The following is a 17,656-nucleotide window of genomic DNA, read 5'->3' as shown; positions in this document are numbered from 1 at the left end:
AGTTTATCGGTTTTTTAGCCGATCGCCTGCAAGTGCACGGCAAAACGTTCCGCCAGCCAACGAGCCGCCGGGCCCAGTGGCTCGTCGCGGCGCCAGACCAGTTCGACAATCAATGCCGGCGGAGTCCATTCGCTGGCCAGTTCGACCATCTGATCCTGATACGCCGGGTACTGCACCACATGTCGCGGCAACCAGGCCCAGCCAAGGCCGCGCATCACCCATTCAGCCATCACATAGAAACTGTCGGCGCGCCAGACCTGCGGGCTGGCCGGCTCGCTGCCGGGATAGACGCTGGACTGCGTCGACATCAGCAACTGTCGATGCTGCGCCAATTGCTGACAGTCGACCTGCGTCTGCTTCGCCAAGGGATGCCCCGCGCCGCACACCGTGACCATCTCGACGCTGCCCAGCACTCGCCGTTCAAGGGCTTCGGGAATCTGGTCGTGATAAAACAGCAAGCCCAGATCAGCCCGCCGCTCTACCAATTTGCGCGCGACATCACCCTGGGCGGCGCTGGTCAGCTGCACTTCAAGACTGGGAAACTTTTCTGCCAGAGCCTCAAAGCTTTCAACCACTGCTTGATAGGGCATCGCTTCATCCTGAGCCACACGCAGACTCGCTTCCTGCCCGCGCATCATCGCCAGCGCCCGGCCATTGAGGCGCTCGCATTGGCGCAGCACTTCCCGCGCCTCCTCAAGCAGGGCGGTGCCGGCTTCAGTGAGTTTTGGCTGACGACCACTGCTGCGATCGAACAGACTGACGCCCAAATCCTCTTCCAGCAGCGCAATCGAACTGCTGACCGCCGACTGCGCCTTGCGCTGATCCCGCGCCACTGCGGAAAACGAACGCTGTTCCGCGACGCTGACAAACAAGCGCAGCTGTTCCAGATTCCATTGCATGTTCATGGCTCAACCCATCTTCAGAACAGATAGGTAATGACTTTACCGCATCTGGCGAATCTCTAGAATGCCGACCTCAGAAAGCAACGCTTCACACGAGGATTAACCCATGACCGCTTACTACTACCTGGCCATCGCCATCTGCGCCGAAGTGATCGCTACCGTTTCGATGAAAGCGGTCAAGGGTTTCAGCACGCCACTGCCGCTGCTGCTGGTCATCGTCGGGTACGGCATTGCTTTCGGGATGTTGACCCTGGTGGTGCGCAGTGTTCCGGTGGGCGTGGCCTACGCGGTATGGGCCGGCATGGGGATCGTGATGGTCAGCGTCGCGGCGCTGTTTATCTACGGGCAGAAGCTGGATGTGCCAGCAATGCTGGGGATGGCGCTGATTGTGCTGGGCGTTGTGGTTATTCAGCTGTTCTCCAAGACTGCCGGACACTAAAACCCGAAGCACGATCTATTGTGGGAGCGGGCTTGCTCGCGAAAGCGGTGCGCCAGGCAACATTGATATCGACTGACACGCCCTCTTCGCGAGCAAGCCCGCTCCCACAGGTTTTGCATCCTCCCTATTGATCACCAACAAATCCCCTCCGCATCGAGTCTGTATACTGCGCCCTCGTCTTGAACACTGAGGTCGCTGCATGCCATCTGTTATTTCCACCGACGTTCTGATTGTCGGCGCTGGTGTCGCCGGCCTCTGGCTGAATGCGCGCCTGCGCCGTCAGGGTTTTTCGACCGTGCTGGTGGAAAGCGCCAGCCTCGGTGGCGGGCAGAGCCTGAAGTCCCAGGGCATCATCCACGGCGGCGCCAAGTACGCATTGCACGGTGCCCTGACCGGCGCCTCGGAAGCCATTGCCGACATGCCGCGTCGCTGGCGTGAAGCGCTGGCCGGTGACGGCGAACTGGACCTGTCCGGCGTGCGCCTGCTGTCCGAAGCCCATTACCTCTGGTCCCCCGGTACCCTCGCCGGCAACCTCACCAGTTTTTTCGCCAGCAAAGCCGTGCGCGGGCGGGTCGATCAGGTTAAAGGCGATCAATTACCGCCGGCGCTGCAAGACAAGCGTTTCAAGGGCAAGGTCTATCGCCTGGCGGAACTGGTGGTCGACGTGCCAAGCCTGATCCAGCGCCTGGCCGATCTGGCTGGCGACGGCTTGCTGGCCGGTCAGCACATCGAGCCGCTGCTGGAAAACGGCGAACTGGTCGGCTTGAAAGTCGACGAACGCGAGATCCGCGCCCAGCGCATCGTCCTCAGCGCCGGTGCCGGCACCGCCGACCTGCTCGCGGCGCTAGGCCTGAGTCAGCCGGCCATGCAGCGCCGCCCCCTGCACATGATCATCGTCAAAGGCCCGGGCCTCAAACCGCTGTACGCCCATTGCCTGGGCGGCGGGCCGAAGCCACGCATCACCGTGACCACTCACCCGGCCGCCGATGGCCAGTGGGTCTGGTATCTGGGGGGCGACATCGCCGAAGCCGAAGGCGTGGCCCGCGATCCTGCGGCGCAGATCGCCAGCGCGCAGAAAGAACTCGGCAACCTGCTGCCATGGATCGACTTGAGCACCGCACAGTGGGCGACCTTGCGGGTCGAACGCGCGGAGCCGCTGCAATCGGGCCTGACTCGCCCGGACAATGCCTTTCTCGCCGAGCAAGATCGTCTGCTGGTGGGTTGGCCGACCAAACTGGCTCTGGCGCCAGACTTCGCTGACCGCGTCCTCGCCGCACTGCAACGCGACGGCATCCAGCCGAGCCATCCGGCGCCGCTGCCGGAACTGCCGAAACCGCCGATGGGCGTCCCTGCCTGGGAGCAACTGCTGCCATGAGCCAACCCACCCTGCACGATCTGCATCGCCCTTTGGGCAGCACCGGCCTGCTGGTATCGCCTCTGGGCCTGGGCACGGTGAAACTTGGCCGCGATCAAGGGGTGAAATATCCCAATGGCTTCCAGATCCCCGGCGATGACGAAGCGCGCATGCTGCTCAAACTCGCGCGCGACCTGGGCATCAACCTGATCGACACCGCGCCGGCCTATGGCCGCAGCGAAGAACGTCTTGGCCCGTTGCTGCGTGGTCAACGTCAGGATTGGGTGATCGTCAGCAAAGTTGGCGAAGAATTTGCCGACGGCCAGTCGAGTCACGACTTCAGCGCCGCCCATACTCGCCTGTCGGTGGAACGCAGCCTGCAACGGCTGGAAACGGATGTTATCGATCTGGTGCTGGTGCATTCCGACGGCAACGACCTGGCGATCCTCAATGACAGCGAGGTCTACGCGACCCTCGCCGAGCTCAAGCGCGAAGGCAAGATTCGCGGTTTCGGTTTCTCCGGCAAAACCGTCGAAGGCGGCTTGAAGGCTCTGGAACAAGGTGATTGCGCGATGGTCACCTACAATCTGAACGAACAGAACGAGAAGCCGGTCATTGACTATGCTGCTGCTCACGGCAAAGCGATCCTGGTCAAAAAAGCCTTGGCCAGCGGTCACGTCTGCTTGAGCCCTGGCGTGGACCCGGTGCGGGCCAGCTTCGAGTTGTTGTTTGAACACCCGGGTGTCGCCAGTGCTATTGTCGGGACCATTAATCCGCTGCACCTCGCCCACAACGTCGCGACTGTTGCCCAAGTCCTTCGTAGTAACTGATGCCGCCCACGCGGCCTTAAGCAGGAGCCGACATGCCGCGTACGCTGATCAGAAAGAACCCGAGCAACTTCAAGACCCTGCCGTTATTCGTCGAAGCGACACCCGAAGGCCTGAGTTACCAGAGCGTCGGGATGCCGCTGAATTTCTCCCAGACCCTGCAACGTCGCCGCCCGGTGACGGTGCCCGACAGCGAGCGGTTTGCCCTGGAACTGGCGAACCTTGGGGTTTCGGTACGCCTGACCCTGCATTGGCAGAATCGTGATTACTGGGTGTTGGTACGTCAGCGTCGGCAGGACCGCGGCGATGTAGTGCTCAAGCTGATCTCGGGTTACGTGCCGGCCCATGAACTGAACCTGCCGCTGCACACGGCGACCCAGGAAATTGCCGAAGAGTGCCTGTTGGAAACCCCGGAAGGCTGGCTCAGCGGGCGTTTCAATGACACCTGGCTGCCGGCGCCCTACTCGTCCGCCCTGCATTACCGCGAAGCCCTGCCGTTTCGCCTGACGCCGCTGTCCGGCTCGGCGCGGCCAGTGCGCTGCGCCAACATGCCGCTGATCGAGCGTCCGCGAGCCTACGTGCACTTGCCGACCGCGTCGCTGCAATTGATCTACGACTTGCGCCTGGATGTGCCCAAGGAAGCCAAATCCCTGAGCCTGTTCCATGTTGACGAACGGCTGGAGGGCGATCAATTGGTGGCCCGGCTCGATCGCAAACGTCCCGATTTGTATCTGATGCCACTGCAGGACGGCCAGCCGATGGCTGAGCTGTATACCTTGAAAAAGGATCAGCTGTACCCGGCGAGTACCCGCGGGTTGTATCTGGCAGAAAGTTTTGCCCGGCAGGAAGGGTGGCTGGTGAAGGATGAGCGGATTCGCTGGAAGGACTGGGTGCGGCAACAGGGTTTGAGCCCCCCGGGGAAGGATTCCGGTTTAGCCCGCCTGCACGGAAAAGCAAAGCAACTGCTGAAAAGAATCGTGCCGCGCAAGGCCGCACGCCCCTGAGCATTCCCACGCTCTGCGTGGGAATGCAGCCCGAGTCGCTCCGCGTCTCAAAGCGGACGCAGAGCGTCCATAGAGGCATTCCCACGCAGAGCGTGGGAATGATCAAGCACTCTCACCGCTATCAGTGATTGCGGATCTTCTCGACAATCGCCGTGGTCGAGCTGTTTTCCACCAGCCCCAGCACTTTCACAGTCCCACCGTAAGCAGTGACGATGTCCGCACCGACCACTTGGTCGATCCCGTAATCGCCACCCTTCACCAACACATCCGGCTTGACCTCGCGCAGCAGGTTTTCCGGGGTGCCTTCAGCGAAGCTGATTACCCAGTCCACGGCGCCCAGACCGGCCAGTACCGCCATGCGACGGTCGACGCTGTTGATCGGACGACCTGGCCCCTTCAAGCGGCTCACCGACGCATCGTCGTTGACCGCCACGATCAGACGATCGCCCTGGGCCCGCGCCTGTTCGAGGTAGGTCACGTGGCCGGCATGCAAGATGTCGAAGCAGCCGTTGGTGAAGACGATCTTCTCTTTGTGCGCACGCGCGTCATCGACCGCCAGCAGCAGTTGCTCCAGCCCCAACACACCACGCTCGGAACCTTCTTCACGCTGGATGGCACGACGCAGTTCCGGCGCGCTGATAGCCGCCGTACCGAGCTTGCCAACCACGATGCCTGCCGCCAGGTTGGCCAGGGCCACCGCGTGGGGCAGTTCTTCGCCAGCGGCGATCGCTGCCGCCAGGGTAGAAATCACCGTGTCACCGGCACCGGTCACGTCGAAGACCTCACGGGCACGGGCTGGCAGGTGCAGCGCCGGATGATCCGGACGCAGCAAAGTCATGCCATGCTCGCCACGGGTCACCAGCAAGGCGCCGAGGTCGAGGTCGTGCATCAGCTGCGCGCCCTTGCTCACCAGCTCGTGCTCATCGGCGCAACCACCGACGATGGTTTCGAATTCGCTGAGGTTCGGGGTGATCAGGCTCGCGCCGCGGTAGATCGAGAAATCTTTGCCCTTGGGATCGGCCAGAACCGGAATCCCACGTGCACGGGCAGCCTGGATCAGCACCTGATGGTTTTTCAGCGCACCTTTGCCGTAGTCGGACAGCACCAGCACCTTGATGCCTTCGAGCAATTCGTCGACTTGCTCGCCCAGCGCCAGAGCGTCGGTAGAGAAAGGTTCTTCAAAGTCGATACGCAGCAATTGCTGGTGACGGCTCATCACCCGCAGCTTGACGATGGTCGGCTGGTGCGCGATGCGCTGGAACAACGCCCGTACGCCGGCGCCCTTTAAGCTATTGACCAGGCTGTCGGCAGCCTCGTCGTCACCAGTCACGCCGACCAGCGAGGCCGGCGCACCGAGCGCGGCAATGTTCAGGGCAACGTTGGCGGCACCGCCTGGGCGGTCCTCGATTTGCTCGACCTTGACTACCGGTACCGGTGCCTCAGGGGAAATCCGTGAGGTACCACCATGCCAGTAACGGTCGAGCATGACATCGCCGACCACCAAGACAGGGGCTTGATCGAATCGCGGCATGGACAACTTCATGGAGCAACCCACATACAAAATGAACAGGGGCGCGATATTAACACAGGGTTGGCGCTGGCTTGTGTGACGGCTGCAACCGGATGAATCGGCAGGAGTTTTTGCTCATTAATTGAGCAGAAATACCGATAACCGACAACAGGCGTCCGCCATTTGCAGCACCCGGGTGTTGATTTCGTTCTTCGATATCAGTAGATACGAACCACCGGACGCATTGCACGCCGGTGAATGCGAGGGTGAGTCAGGCTCACCCTCGCATCGGGGTCAGGCGATGTCTTCAGCCGGGGCGTCGAGGCCCATCGCATGCAGGCGCGAGTAGTAGCCATTCTGAGCCAGCAATTGCGCGTGGGTGCCACGCTCGACGATTTCGCCGTGATCCATGACCAGAATCAGGTCAGCCTTCTCGATCGTCGACAGACGGTGAGCGATGACCAGTGTCGTGCGACCTTTCATGACTTTATCCAGAGCGGCCTGAATGTGCCGCTCGGACTCCGTATCCAGTGCCGACGTCGCTTCATCGAGAATCAGCAGCGGCGCGTTTTTCAGCAAGGCACGGGCGATTGCCAGTCGCTGACGCTGACCGCCAGAGAGCAGCACACCGTTCTCGCCGACATCGGTGTCCAGCCCCTGCGGCAGCTGGGCGATGAAATCCATGGCATAAGCGTCTTCGGCAGCTTTCTCGATATCGGCACGCGGTGCGCCGGCCAGATCACCGTAGGCGATGTTGTTGGCCACCGTGTCATTGAACAGCGTGACGTGTTGCGTCACCTGGGCAACATGACGACGCAGGTTGCGCAGACGATAGTCTTCGATTTCCACGCCATCGAGCAGAATCTCGCCGGTTTCGTGGTGATAGAAGCGAGGAATCAGGCTGGCGAGAGTCGACTTGCCGCTGCCGGAACGGCCCACCAGTGCAATCATTTGCCCCGGAGCCGCGGTGAAACTGATGTTTTTCAGCACTTCACGCTCGGTCCCCGGATACGTGAAGCTCAGGTTGCGTACCTCCAGGTGACCGTTGACACGATCTTTTGTGACCGTCCCGTTATCCACCTCAGGTTCGACATCGAGTTGCTCGAAAATGCTTTCGGCTCCGGCGACGCCTTTCTGGATCGTCGAACTGACTTCCGACAGCTGCCGAATCGGCTTGGGCAACAGACCCGCCGCAGTAATGTATGCCACCAGGTCACCGGCAGTTGCATCGCCGCGCAGGAACAGCACCAGGAACATCAGCACGGCCATTGCGCTGTAGATCACCAATTGCAGCATGGGTGTGTAGACAGCACCGGTCTTGGTCATGCGCAACTGCTTGTCGGTGTTGCCCTGACTGGCTTCGGCAAAGCGGCGCTCTTCATAGCTCTCGCCACCGAAACTGCGCACAACGCGATAACCCTGGATGGTCTCGGACGCGACGTGGGTCACGTCGCCCATGGCCACCTGGATCTTCTTGCTCTGCTTGCGGAATTTTTTGCTGGTGCTGCTTACCATGATCGCGATGAGCGGCAGGATCGCCAGCATCACCAGGGTCAGTTTCCAGTTCATCCACAACAGGTAGGCAAACAGGAACACCACGGTCAGGCCTTCGCGGATTACTACCTTGATGGCGTCGGTGGCGGCGCCGGTGACCATGGTCACGTTGAAGGTGATGCGTGAAATCAGGTGCCCGGAGTTATGGGTGTCGAAATAACGGTTGGGCAGTACCAGCAACTTGTTGAACAGCTCAACGCGCAGGTCGTGCACCAGCCCCAGCGAAACCTTCGCCAGATAATAGTTGCCAAGAAACGACCCCAGACCTTGCCACGCGGCGATCAGAATGATCAGCATTGGCACAGCCATTAATAGCTGCAAATCCTTCAGATAAGGCACATTAGGAAAGAGCACCGCTTCCGGGTTGCTCAGGCCATCGACGAAATATTTGAGAATCCCGGCCAACATAGGCTGCGTCGAAGCAAAAATCACGAAGCCGACGATACTGACGACGAACATGCCCAAGTACGGGCGCACATACGACAGCAGGCGCAGGTAAATCTTCAAGCTCGACGGCGCAGGCGAATCAGGGCTAGTCATGAGAACCCGTTGTATGAGAAAAGAGCCGGCGAGTGTAACACAGGCCATTTTAGTCACTGAGCTGCGGTAACATGGCCGGCTATCCATGCCTCACAGCGTCGACCACTGGAGTATTGATGCAAGCGCTTGACCATACCCGATATCTCGCCCTGCGCGAGGGTGCACAAGTCCTTGAAGCGGATGGTTCGGGGGATAAGGTTCTGCGATTGACGGACGGCTCGATCCTCAAGCTGTTTCGCCGCAAGCGCCTGCTTACATCGGCTGCCTGGTATCCATACGCCAAACGCTTTGCCGACAACTGCGATGCGTTGCGTGAACGGCAGATTCCCTGCCCGTCGATTCGCCAGATCTACCGCATCCCGAGTATCGAGCGCGATGCCGTGCATTACGACCCGTTACCGGGCCAGACTCTGCGCCAACTGCTGGATACCCAAGACGATGCCGATCCATTGCGCGGTCAGCTTGGGGCCTTCATGGCCACTTTGCATGAGCGCGGGATCTACTTTCGCTCCGCGCATCTGGGCAATATCGTGCTCACGCCTGAGCATCAGCTGGGGCTGATCGACATTGCCGACATGCGGGTTTATCGCCGTCCGCTACGCAAGACCCTGCGGCTGCGCAACTTCAAGCATATGGTGCGCTACCCGCAAGACCGCCAATGGTTGCTCGACGGTCGCGGCGAAGTCTTCATAGACAATTATGGTCAGACCCAGAGCATCTGTTCCCCGGAGGAACTGAGCATCGCCCTGCAGAAATGATCCAGACACCTTCGTCCCCGGAGCGGGGACGAAGGTCATGTATTACGCCAGCGCCTGGCGCTGCGCTTGCAACACTCGACCGAGGATCATCGCCGCAGGCAATAGGACCAGCGGCCATAACTCGTCCGGGTTGCCGATCAACAGGCTGCCATCGAAATTCAGCATCACCAGGGCACACGCCAGGTAGACGCCCCACACATCGCGCAGACGCCAAGCCTGCCAAATAGTGCTCGCCATCAACACGACAAACAACGCCAGCGCCACCCCGCCACTGTACAGCCCAAGCGCCACGTAAATGTTGTGCGGATGCTGAATCGGCATCCAGCCATCAAGCAGCTGGGCGGTGTGGAAATTGATGCCACAGCCCAACATCCAGCCGCAATTCCGCCACTCGCCAACCATGATGTTAAAGATTTCGATACGGTAAGAATCGCCTCGAGCCCAAAGCGACTGATACCACGCTTCGTTGTGCACCATCAGAAACAACAGGCCCAGGACCACAACCCCCAGCGCCACGACACTCCCCACCAACCGCGGCTTGTGGTAAAGGCCGTAAAGCAACCAGACGCCCAACAGGAACACAACCCCCACCAACGCTGTGCGCGCCTGGAGTATGAAGACCACTGCAAATATCGAGAAGACGACGGCCACCGCCCCTTCGATCAACTTTCGCTCCCGAAGCCAGATTGGCAACGCCAACGCCAACGCACAAAGCAGCCAGATGCCGGCGTAGATAACATTCTGCAAACGTGCCGGAAGCAGTGCCACCCGGCTACCGACAGCGTACTCACCCGATACCCAGCTGTAGAGTGCGCAGCCGAAAATGTACAACGCCAGAATCCAGAATTGCCCGCGAACAAACACAGGGCTGCGGAAGAACTGTGGATCGGTGAACGCGCCGATCACCATGACGAACATCCACACATAGAAGACGTGTTTAAAGAACTGAAACTGCCCGGCAATCGTCGCAGGCACCAGAAACCACAGAATGAACGCCGTCCAGGCCCACACCAACGGCTGCTTGAACAGGCCAGAGCCTCGTTGCTTGATCAGGAACACCAAGCCCGGCAATACCATCAGGCTGTAAAACAGATTGTTAGTCCACTTGGACGACCAACCGACCACAAAACTCAGAAGAAACAGGCAGAGTGCGGCTCCAAAATACGACGCAATGGTGATCTTTCCGGGTTTCATACCGCTAGATTCCATGGAGAACCCAACCCGTTGCCAAGCCGATAATAAGGACCGCTATCAGCTTGAGCCGATCGAGACGTTTACGCTTCAACTTGTTCACACGCTCCTGTGGAACAACCACATGCTCACCGAAACCGGTATGCAACACCGCGTCGTTTTCCAGAATCAACGCGTAGCGGTTTTCCCCGGCATATAGACGCGACAGGTCTTTCTCTCCGGAAAACCCGGAATACGGTGCATGCAACAGGTAATCCGCGCGGCGGCGTAGCCCCGGGTTAAAGGAAAAACCCTGCCAGTCGGCTTTGTGCGAGCCCAGCACGTAGAAAGGAATGCCATGGCTGACTTTTCGTTCGCCCAGGAACACATAAGGACTGTGAACCATCAGGTCATGATTGAAGCTGCGCAACCACACCTGGAGCGCCTGCGGATCTTCCTCCAACAGGCGTTGGGATTCTTCGATAAACCCTTCGCGATAGAAATCCCAGTCGTCTTCGCAATGGAAAATCCACGACGTCGGCACCTGAGCGTAGGCGGCATCGATGGATCGCAACTGACCCAGACGCGGATTGTTGATGAAGAACTGGGTGTGCGCCCTCCAGTGTTCCGGAATACAGGCCTCTACGGCACTGTCGCCGGAGTCCTCGGTAATGAACACTTTACGGATGGGGGCCGTGTTGAACCGGTCAAGTGTCTCCAGAGTCCGCTTCAACAAATCGAAGCGACCGCAACTGGTGATGACGATCGAAATGTCGCTAGTCTCACTGAACAGCATTTATATGCACCGCACCATTGATTGTTTAATCGCCCGGCTTTACAGCCCCAGCGACAAGCGTAGTTTTTCTTTCCAGCCCAGCGGGACATGCTTGCGCAGCGGTGCCCGCATGGCATCGACAATTGCATGCCCCACCGCCCGGAAGGTATAGCGCTGCTCTACCAGAGCCTGCCCGGCCAACGAAATGGCCTCGGTCAGCTGCGGAGACGCGCGCAACACGGCGAGTTTCTCTTTGAGTTCGTCGCGCGTTCGATAGAGCACAATATTTTGCATATCGACAAAACCCAGCGCGCGATTCTCTGCTTCCCCTTGATCGTAAGCAAACAGCACGCAACCACAGGCCATGGCCTCGAAATTCTTGATCATGTATTCGCCCATGCCGACATCGGCACTCACGAAATAACGGATCCGGCTCAACGTCTCGCAGTATTCCTCACCCGACTTGGTGCGCGTGATCAACAGGTTTTCGACCTCGGCCACCGACTCGAGCATGGCCTTGCGACCGGCATACGCCACACTGTTGAGGCTGCCGACGAAGCCCAGCTCGATATCCCGTTCGCGCTGGCGGTTCTGCAACAGCGCCTGGTCGTAGCCCTTAGGCACGAAATGCGCGTCAAAACCTTCATCACGCAAGCGCTCGCTGACCATGAAACCCGAACTGATCACACGTGCCCAGGGCAGCTTGCGGTAATGGGCGCTGAACTTGCCGGTGTATTTGCACGGGATGTAGTTCTGATACGCGTCGTGTTCGAGAATAACCAGATTGGGCAGGGTCTGTATGAACCTCACCTGCCTGATCTCTTTTTTGAAGCGCAGGAACAATACGATCCGGTCATAGAGGGTCACATCGACGTGCTTGCGAAAATACCCACGCAAGTCGTCCTGCTCCGCACTGGTCAATTCACGCTTGTCGCAATCGCATTGCTCGGCGATGCCGTCATACAGGCGATCGAGGATCGCTCGTTGCTCTTTCTGCACCAGAAACAGAACTTTCAATTGGTCTCTCTCTTTCCAGACAGCTCTTGGACCCAGAACAACTCGTGACGTCGCACCGTTTTACGGAAAAATTCGTTCTCACCGAAGGCCGGCCAGCGCCGAGCCACCAGGCAACGCTGCAGCGCCCGGCGAATCAGACGCTTGAAGGGAAGCCGGGGCTGAAGGTCGTGCATCATGCCCAACGACATTGCCTTGTGCCACTGATTTTCGGTTGACAGACAAAGCGTCCACGGACGCAATGGTTCATGCATATCCATCTGTGGCGGCAGTGCCACGCCAGTGCCAGCATCACCCATTGGCCAGCGATCGTTGTCGTGCAAATGATTGGCGTAATGCAATAAAGTGTCGGGCTGCCAGGTTGTGCCGCTCAGCGCCTGCATCACTGCCTGCTGCGAGCATAGATGGTCTGGGTGCGGGTCGAAGCGCGGATGCGGCAAGACAATGACCTGGGGCTCGATACGCTCGATCAACTCGCGCAGATCTGCCAGCAGATTGTTCCAGGACGGCAGGCCATCGACGTCACTGCCCAGGGCAAACGGATTGAACCGTCGGAAATATCGGGTATCGCCTAGCTGTGCCTCACGGGACGCTACGGCATCGGCCGGTGCGCTCTGCATGGCCGGCAATTGCAGGCAGAAGTAACCCAGTTGAATACAGCGTTCCTGAGGCACGCCTCCCCACAACGGCACGCTGATACTGTCCCAGGCACGCAATGAGCCTTTCAACCGAGATGCTTCGACGCCATCGAGTCCCATCTGTCGATAGTGCCCGGCCTCGATTTCACCGGCGGTCAGGGTCACGATCCAGCTTTCACTCGCGCCGCTGTACAACCCGAATGCGGCCAGCTCGGCATCGTCGGCGTGGGGCGCGATCACCATCACCCGCTGACGACGGTAGTCCGGATGCTCGAGCGCCCAGAGCACGGGCTCGCCGAGCAATCGGCAGAAACGCCCGCGCAATCGCAGCTCACCTCGCGACAGCACCTGCGCCTGGCCCGTGAGGTTCAGGTAACGCAGGCCATTTACACCGCGTTCAAAGGTTTGTCGGTCGGGATTATCGCCACCCGCCAACTCGACCACGGGATCGATAAAGCGCCCCAGCCACGTGCTTTTCACCCGCAGCGCCAGCACCAGTGTAGCGTCATCGACCAGCATGACGCCCTCATCCAGACGCAGCCGCTCACCGTCCAGATAAATCTTGGGCTGCGGGGTGTATGGCGGGAAGTTGTATTGGTAATCGTCGTTGGGTGAATAAAACAGATGGTCGGCGAACCACGCCTCATGGGCAACCCAGCCCAGCACCGCAAGCACCAGCGGCAGCCACCAGGCAACCAGCACGCCAATAGCGATCAACAGCATCAGCGCAATCAGCAGGCCTATGCGTTTGTTGCGCCGATGGCGCTTGAGCAGTTGCTGTTTGCGGCTCATGGGTTGGCTCATACCGTGAAGACCGGCACAGAATTGCACCAGCGGTCCTTGTACTCACGGTCGGTCCGACCAAAGGAAAACCGCAGAGGTTTATTCAGCGCGCGTGCATGTTCCCAGGCGCTTTGAGTGTTGAGAAAACTCAGTACGCTGCCGGGGCTGAATTCGCGAGTCTCGGGATCGACACCGCCGTTGACGTACTCGACGCTGATCCACTCCGGCGCCTCGACGCGGTACACCAGTTGAATCGCAATCGGTGCGTCATTGAGGAAAATCACCGAGCCGATCAGCAACTCGCGCAACAGCTCGATCACCTCGCCCATACGCTCGGCACCGGTGGCCGGGAACCCCCAACGACGCTGGAACAGGTCACAATAGATAGCCGCCAGTTCGCTGCTGGAAAACTCGGTAACCGGCCGCGCTACACCACCAGCCTCTTCCAGCAGACGCAATTCGCGGCGCTGGTTGTAGCGAAACTTCTTCGACAGCTCTTCAGGCGTCCGCGCCATGGCCAGTTGTTCGGCCTGCAGTTTCATTCCGGTGAAACGGCCTTCATTCAGGGCCGACAAGTAACGGCCACGATGGCGCAACGGTGCCTGGGCATCCGCGGCGGCCGGCAGGATCAATTCGGCATTGCCGAGGTCGAACAGGCCTTTTTTACCACTGCGTTTGAGCTCGTCCTTGGACAGCGCCAAGTCGCGACCCCAGGTCGGGATGGCGGCTTTCACTTCGCCGTTATGTTCCCAGGCCAGATAGCGCACCGGAATGTCAGCCAACTGCGCCAGACGTTCGATCACCAGAGGATGAGTCGCGACACTGCCGCCAAAACGTTGCCAGGCCTGTGCATAAGTCGAGGCGTCGACCTGCGCCCAGCCACGTTCGCGCCAGCCTTGAAATCGGTTGAGCATCAGCCCCTCGGTGCCAGTTCGGTGACATGCGGCAAATGCCAGAAAGCATCGCGTACCGCGTGATCGGAGAAGCGCTCACGCAAGCGGTCGAACATCAGCTCGGCACACTGGCGACGTTGCTGCTCATCCATCGCGGCCAGATGTTGCAGCCCTTGAGCCAAACGCTCGGCATCGCCCAACGGAAACAGAATGCCCACGCCTTCGACCACTTCCCTGGCACCGCCGCACGCCGTCGCGAGCAACGGCACACCGGCGGCCATGGCCTCCAGCAACACCATGCCGAATGGCTCGTGATCGGAACTCAGGGCAAACACATCGAAAGCACAGAAGTAACGACGAGCATCGGGCACCTGGCCGAGGAACAGCACACGATCGCCGATACCCAGTTCGCGCGCCAAAGCCTTGAGATCCTGCTCCAGCCGACCGCTACCAAGGATCACCAACTGACTGTTGGCCGGTAACCCCGGCAATGCCGCGGCAAAACCATGCAGCAGTGTGGCCTGATCCTTGTCTGGATGCAGGCGCCCGACGTTGCCGACAATCCAGGCATCCATCGACAGACCGAGGGTTTCCCGGGCCTCGCGAACCGATACCTGACTGGTCTGCAACGCCTGCACATCGATACGGTTATAAAGCGTCTGAATCCGCTCGACCGGCCATTTCGGCAAACAACGGCGCATGTCGTCACGCACCGCATCGGAGACCCCGAGCAGACTCAGGCGCTTGCGGAAAATATTCGCGAACAGTTTGCGGGTGCCGCGCTGGTAATCGCCAAACGCGTGATGCACACCAATGACCGGCAACGAGGTGCCGAGCAAGGCGATGTAGATCGGTTTGAAACGGTGAGCAATGCAGAAACTGAAATTGCGCGAGGCGGCGATCTTGCGCAGATCGCCGATGGCGCCCAGCTTCAGGCCACGAATGGCCTTGGAACTGTATTCCATGAACAGCACTTCATCGGAGGCGCAGCTCGCGGCGACTTCGGCATCGGCAGCCCCGGTCAGAAACACCGTGGTCACTCGAAAACCGGTCCCCGCGAACAGGCTGGCGTACTGCCGGGCGCAGTCCAGAAACGGCCCGTCATAGCCGTGACAGAACTGCAACACATGGCGTTCAGCCGAGCGTGTCATAAGCGTCCGCACCTTCTTTGACCACCAGAATGTCTTCCATGATCAGGTACTGCAGGTCGGAACCGAAGAACATATTCAAGGCGTCGGTCGGTGAGCAGATCATCGGCTCGCCACGACGGTTGAGCGAGGTGTTCAGCGACACGCCGTTACCGGTCAGCACTTCCAGCGCCTTCATCATGTCGTAGTAGCGCGGGTTGTATTCGCGCTTCAACACCTGGGCCCGGGACGTGCCATCTTCGTGGACGACTTCCGGCACGCGGGTCTTCCACTCTTCAGCCACTTCGAAGGTAAAGGTCATGAACGGCGCCGGGTGATCGATCTTGATCATCTGTGGCGCAACGGTGTCGAGCATCGACGGGCAGAAAGGCCTCCAGCGCTCGCGGAACTTGATCTGGTGGTTGATCCGGTCAGCCACGCCGGTCGCACTTGGGCAACCGATGATCGAACGACCGCCCAAGGCGCGCGGACCGAACTCCATGCGGCCCTGGAACCAGGCCACCGGGTTGCCGTCGACCATGATCTTGGCGATGCTTTCCGGCATGTTCTCAAGCTTGCGCCACGCGGGCTTGCTCGGGTGACGGGCACAGGCCGCGAGCACGTCTTCGTTGCTGTAGGACGGGCCGAGGTAGACGTGTTCCATCTTCTCGACCGGTACACCACGGGCGTGGGACACGTAAGCCGCAGCGCCAACCGCGGTACCGGCGTCGCCGGACGCAGGCTGAACGAACAGCTCTTTGATGTCGTCGCGGGCAATGATTTTCTGGTTCAACTTGACGTTCAACGCACAGCCACCGGCGAAGGCCAGTTTGCCGGTTTCCTTGAGCACATCGCCCAGGTAGTGGTCGATCATCTGCAACGCCAGTTTCTCGAACAGCGCTTGCATGCTTGCGGCGTAGTGGATGTATGGCTCGTCGGCGATGTCGCCTTCGCGCTTCGGTCCCAGCCACTCGATCAACTTCGGCGAGAAGTAGAAACCTTTGCCCTTCTCTTTATAACGACGCAGGCCGATAACGTTGGCGTAGTCGGTGTTGATCACCAGCTCGCCGTTCTCGAACGAGGCCAGACGCGAGAAATCGTATTTGCTGGCATCGCCGTACGGCGCCATGCCCATGACCTTGAACTCACCGTCGAGCATCTCGAAACCGAGGAACTCGGTGATCGCGCCGTACAGGCCGCCGAGAGAGTCCGGATCGAAGAATTCCTTGATCTTGTGGATCTTGCCGTTTTCGCCGTAGCCGAAAAAGGTCGTGGCGTACTCGCCCTTGCCGTCGATCCCGAGGATCGCGGTTTTCTCTTTGAAACCGGAGCAATGGTAGGCACTGGAGGCGTGGGCAAGGTGGTGCTCGACCGGCTCGATCTTGATTTTCTTCGGATCGAAGCCCAGTTGCTCGAGGCACCAGACAATCTTGTTGCGATAGCGCTTGTAGCGACGGTTGCCCATCAGGATCGCATCGAGGGCGCGGTCCGGGGCGTACCAGTAACGCTTGGCGTAGTGCCAGCGAGCCTTGCCGAACAGGCTGATCGGCGCGAACGGAATCGCCACCACGTCAACGTCGGACGGCTTGATGCCCGCCTGCTCGAGGCAGAACTTCGCCGATTCGTAAGGCATGCGGTTCTTTGCATGTTTATCGCGCACGAAGCGCTCTTCTTCAGCCGCCGCGACCAGCTTGCCGTCGATATACAGGGCTGCGGAAGGATCATGGCTAAGGGCGCCGGACAGGCCAAGAATCGTCAATGCCACAGGGGTCTAGCCTCTTTAGTCTGCATGCAGGCGCAACGCGCCTCAAAAATTAATGTGCCCTCGCAAGGGGCGAGAGACAGCTAAAGGGCGGGATTATAGCGTAAACGTGGCGGGAATGAGCCTGCCCTTCTCAGCGCCGTGCAGATGACGTCGAGCCCAGGCGTTCGCCGTCGCTCATCCGCGACCCGGACGCCAGTAAATCCTGATATTGCCATCCGTAGCCTGCCGGTAAACCGTATAGGGCAGGGATATCGTGTCGAAGACACCCGAAAGAGTCAGATCCAGTAACACGAACGGCACCAGAATACCGGTGGGATCGGGCGGCGCATGCAGGAGACAAAAGTCGTGGGCCAGACCGCTGTAGATGCGAGGGATGGACTGGCAGTAGGTTTTTTGCTTTCTGAGGCCACGGGCGGCTTCCTCGTCATCCTGCAACACCGTGACTGCAGTCCCGCAACCGGATAGCGCCAGTGAGAAAGTGCTCAGCAACACAGCCATTTTTATCGTCAAAATCTGCCCTCCGAGAACGTCAGGCAAACTAGCATCGTGGCTATTCAGGGCACAGTTCACGGGGTCTGTAGATCATGTAGGACGGTTCATAAG

The 17,656-nt window shown here is 59.6% G+C and carries 16 protein-coding genes; 5 read left to right on the top strand and 11 right to left on the bottom strand.

The features are described from left to right. Positions 1 to 14 precede the first annotated feature (14 nt). Positions 15 to 905, bottom strand: coding sequence for a LysR family transcriptional regulator (locus KVG95_RS08080; RefSeq protein ID WP_217855515.1), 891 nt, complete (start codon positions 903 to 905; stop codon positions 15 to 17). A gap of 103 nt (positions 906 to 1,008) precedes the next feature. On the opposite strand from KVG95_RS08080, the gene KVG95_RS08075 reads away from it, so the two are divergent. The 4 genes from KVG95_RS08075 to KVG95_RS08060 all read left to right on the top strand — a co-directional run bounded on the left by KVG95_RS08075 (position 1,009) and on the right by KVG95_RS08060 (position 4,526). After that, complete coding sequence (locus KVG95_RS08075; RefSeq protein ID WP_052965993.1) at positions 1,009 to 1,341, top strand: DMT family transporter; 333 nt, start codon at positions 1,009 to 1,011, stop codon at positions 1,339 to 1,341. Between the two features lie 199 nt (positions 1,342 to 1,540). After that, the gene (locus KVG95_RS08070; protein WP_217855514.1) at positions 1,541 to 2,716 is read left to right on the top strand and encodes an NAD(P)/FAD-dependent oxidoreductase; all 1,176 of its coding nucleotides are present in this window, start codon (positions 1,541 to 1,543) and stop codon (positions 2,714 to 2,716) included. Further along, positions 2,713 to 3,525 (top strand): aldo/keto reductase, encoded by an 813-nt coding sequence (locus KVG95_RS08065; RefSeq protein ID WP_217855512.1) that lies wholly within the window; start codon positions 2,713 to 2,715, stop codon positions 3,523 to 3,525. The genes KVG95_RS08070 and KVG95_RS08065 overlap by 4 nt, the downstream gene beginning before the upstream one ends. 32 nt (positions 3,526 to 3,557) lie before the next feature. Further along, on the top strand, positions 3,558 to 4,526 hold the full coding sequence (locus KVG95_RS08060; protein ID WP_217855510.1) for a metal ABC transporter ATPase: 969 nt from the start codon (positions 3,558 to 3,560) through the stop codon (positions 4,524 to 4,526). Positions 4,527 to 4,647: 121 nt separating this feature from the next. Here KVG95_RS08060 and hldE read toward each other — a convergent pair whose 3' ends face one another. Next, positions 4,648 to 6,069: a bifunctional D-glycero-beta-D-manno-heptose-7-phosphate kinase/D-glycero-beta-D-manno-heptose 1-phosphate adenylyltransferase HldE gene (gene hldE / locus KVG95_RS08055; RefSeq protein WP_052965997.1), complete on the bottom strand. Its 1,422-nt coding sequence runs from the start codon at positions 6,067 to 6,069 to the stop codon at positions 4,648 to 4,650. A gap of 261 nt (positions 6,070 to 6,330) precedes the next feature. Beyond that, the gene (gene msbA, locus KVG95_RS08050) at positions 6,331 to 8,130 is read right to left on the bottom strand and encodes a lipid A export permease/ATP-binding protein MsbA (protein WP_217855508.1); all 1,800 of its coding nucleotides are present in this window, start codon (positions 8,128 to 8,130) and stop codon (positions 6,331 to 6,333) included. 116 nt (positions 8,131 to 8,246) lie between these two features. Between msbA and KVG95_RS08045 the strand changes: the two genes are divergently transcribed. Beyond that, positions 8,247 to 8,888 (top strand): BUD32 family EKC/KEOPS complex subunit, encoded by a 642-nt coding sequence (locus tag KVG95_RS08045; RefSeq protein ID WP_052965134.1) that lies wholly within the window; start codon positions 8,247 to 8,249, stop codon positions 8,886 to 8,888. A 42-nt stretch (positions 8,889 to 8,930) separates the two neighbouring features. On the opposite strand, the gene KVG95_RS08040 is transcribed toward KVG95_RS08045, so the two are convergent. The 8 genes from KVG95_RS08040 to KVG95_RS08005 form a co-directional block, all read right to left on the bottom strand. Next, complete coding sequence (locus KVG95_RS08040; RefSeq protein ID WP_217855500.1) at positions 8,931 to 10,082, bottom strand: O-antigen ligase family protein; 1,152 nt, start codon at positions 10,080 to 10,082, stop codon at positions 8,931 to 8,933. A 4-nt stretch (positions 10,083 to 10,086) separates the two neighbouring features. Further along, positions 10,087 to 10,854, bottom strand: a complete 768-nt coding sequence (locus KVG95_RS08035; protein WP_217855498.1) for a glycosyltransferase family protein — start codon at positions 10,852 to 10,854, stop codon at positions 10,087 to 10,089. 39 nt (positions 10,855 to 10,893) lie between these two features. Next, entirely contained in the window at positions 10,894 to 11,850 is a 957-nt protein-coding gene (locus tag KVG95_RS08030) for a glycosyltransferase family protein (RefSeq protein ID WP_052965131.1), read from the bottom strand. Further along, entirely contained in the window at positions 11,847 to 13,277 is a 1,431-nt protein-coding gene (locus KVG95_RS08025; protein WP_217855497.1) for a PIG-L deacetylase family protein, read from the bottom strand. Before KVG95_RS08025 ends, KVG95_RS08030 begins: the two co-directional genes overlap by 4 nt. Positions 13,278 to 13,285: 8 nt before the next feature. After that, entirely contained in the window at positions 13,286 to 14,182 is an 897-nt protein-coding gene (locus tag KVG95_RS08020) for an antimicrobial resistance protein Mig-14 (protein ID WP_217855495.1), read from the bottom strand. Then, positions 14,182 to 15,312, bottom strand: a complete 1,131-nt coding sequence (locus KVG95_RS08015; protein WP_217855493.1) for a glycosyltransferase — start codon at positions 15,310 to 15,312, stop codon at positions 14,182 to 14,184. The genes KVG95_RS08020 and KVG95_RS08015 overlap by 1 nt, the downstream gene beginning before the upstream one ends. Then, entirely contained in the window at positions 15,296 to 17,053 is a 1,758-nt protein-coding gene (locus tag KVG95_RS08010) for a carbamoyltransferase family protein (RefSeq protein WP_007902547.1), read from the bottom strand. The genes KVG95_RS08015 and KVG95_RS08010 overlap by 17 nt, the downstream gene beginning before the upstream one ends. A gap of 174 nt (positions 17,054 to 17,227) precedes the next feature. Beyond that, positions 17,228 to 17,563 (bottom strand): YceK/YidQ family lipoprotein, encoded by a 336-nt coding sequence (locus KVG95_RS08005; protein WP_217855812.1) that lies wholly within the window; start codon positions 17,561 to 17,563, stop codon positions 17,228 to 17,230. Positions 17,564 to 17,656 lie beyond the last annotated feature (93 nt).

This window comes from Pseudomonas farris, assembly GCF_019145235.1.
GTDB lineage: Bacteria > Pseudomonadota > Gammaproteobacteria > Pseudomonadales > Pseudomonadaceae > Aquipseudomonas > Aquipseudomonas farris.
The sequence above is the reverse complement of the archived record's forward strand: the minus strand, read 5'-3'. Positions and strand labels throughout refer to the sequence as shown.

Coding starts and splice junctions, on each gene's coding strand:
- KVG95_RS08080 (WP_217855515.1), bottom strand. CDS start 905: ATGAACATGCAATGGAATCTGGAACAGCTGCGCTTGTTTGTCAGCGTC.
- KVG95_RS08075 (WP_052965993.1), top strand. CDS start 1,009: ATGACCGCTTACTACTACCTGGCCATCGCCATCTGCGCCGAAGTGATC.
- KVG95_RS08070 (WP_217855514.1), top strand. CDS start 1,541: ATGCCATCTGTTATTTCCACCGACGTTCTGATTGTCGGCGCTGGTGTC.
- KVG95_RS08065 (WP_217855512.1), top strand. CDS start 2,713: ATGAGCCAACCCACCCTGCACGATCTGCATCGCCCTTTGGGCAGCACC.
- KVG95_RS08060 (WP_217855510.1), top strand. CDS start 3,558: ATGCCGCGTACGCTGATCAGAAAGAACCCGAGCAACTTCAAGACCCTG.
- hldE (WP_052965997.1), bottom strand. CDS start 6,069: ATGAAGTTGTCCATGCCGCGATTCGATCAAGCCCCTGTCTTGGTGGTC.
- msbA (WP_217855508.1), bottom strand. CDS start 8,130: ATGACTAGCCCTGATTCGCCTGCGCCGTCGAGCTTGAAGATTTACCTG.
- KVG95_RS08045 (WP_052965134.1), top strand. CDS start 8,247: ATGCAAGCGCTTGACCATACCCGATATCTCGCCCTGCGCGAGGGTGCA.
- KVG95_RS08040 (WP_217855500.1), bottom strand. CDS start 10,082: ATGAAACCCGGAAAGATCACCATTGCGTCGTATTTTGGAGCCGCACTC.
- KVG95_RS08035 (WP_217855498.1), bottom strand. CDS start 10,854: ATGCTGTTCAGTGAGACTAGCGACATTTCGATCGTCATCACCAGTTGC.
- KVG95_RS08025 (WP_217855497.1), bottom strand. CDS start 13,277: ATGAGCCGCAAACAGCAACTGCTCAAGCGCCATCGGCGCAACAAACGC.
- KVG95_RS08020 (WP_217855495.1), bottom strand. CDS start 14,182: ATGCTCAACCGATTTCAAGGCTGGCGCGAACGTGGCTGGGCGCAGGTC.
- KVG95_RS08015 (WP_217855493.1), bottom strand. CDS start 15,312: ATGACACGCTCGGCTGAACGCCATGTGTTGCAGTTCTGTCACGGCTAT.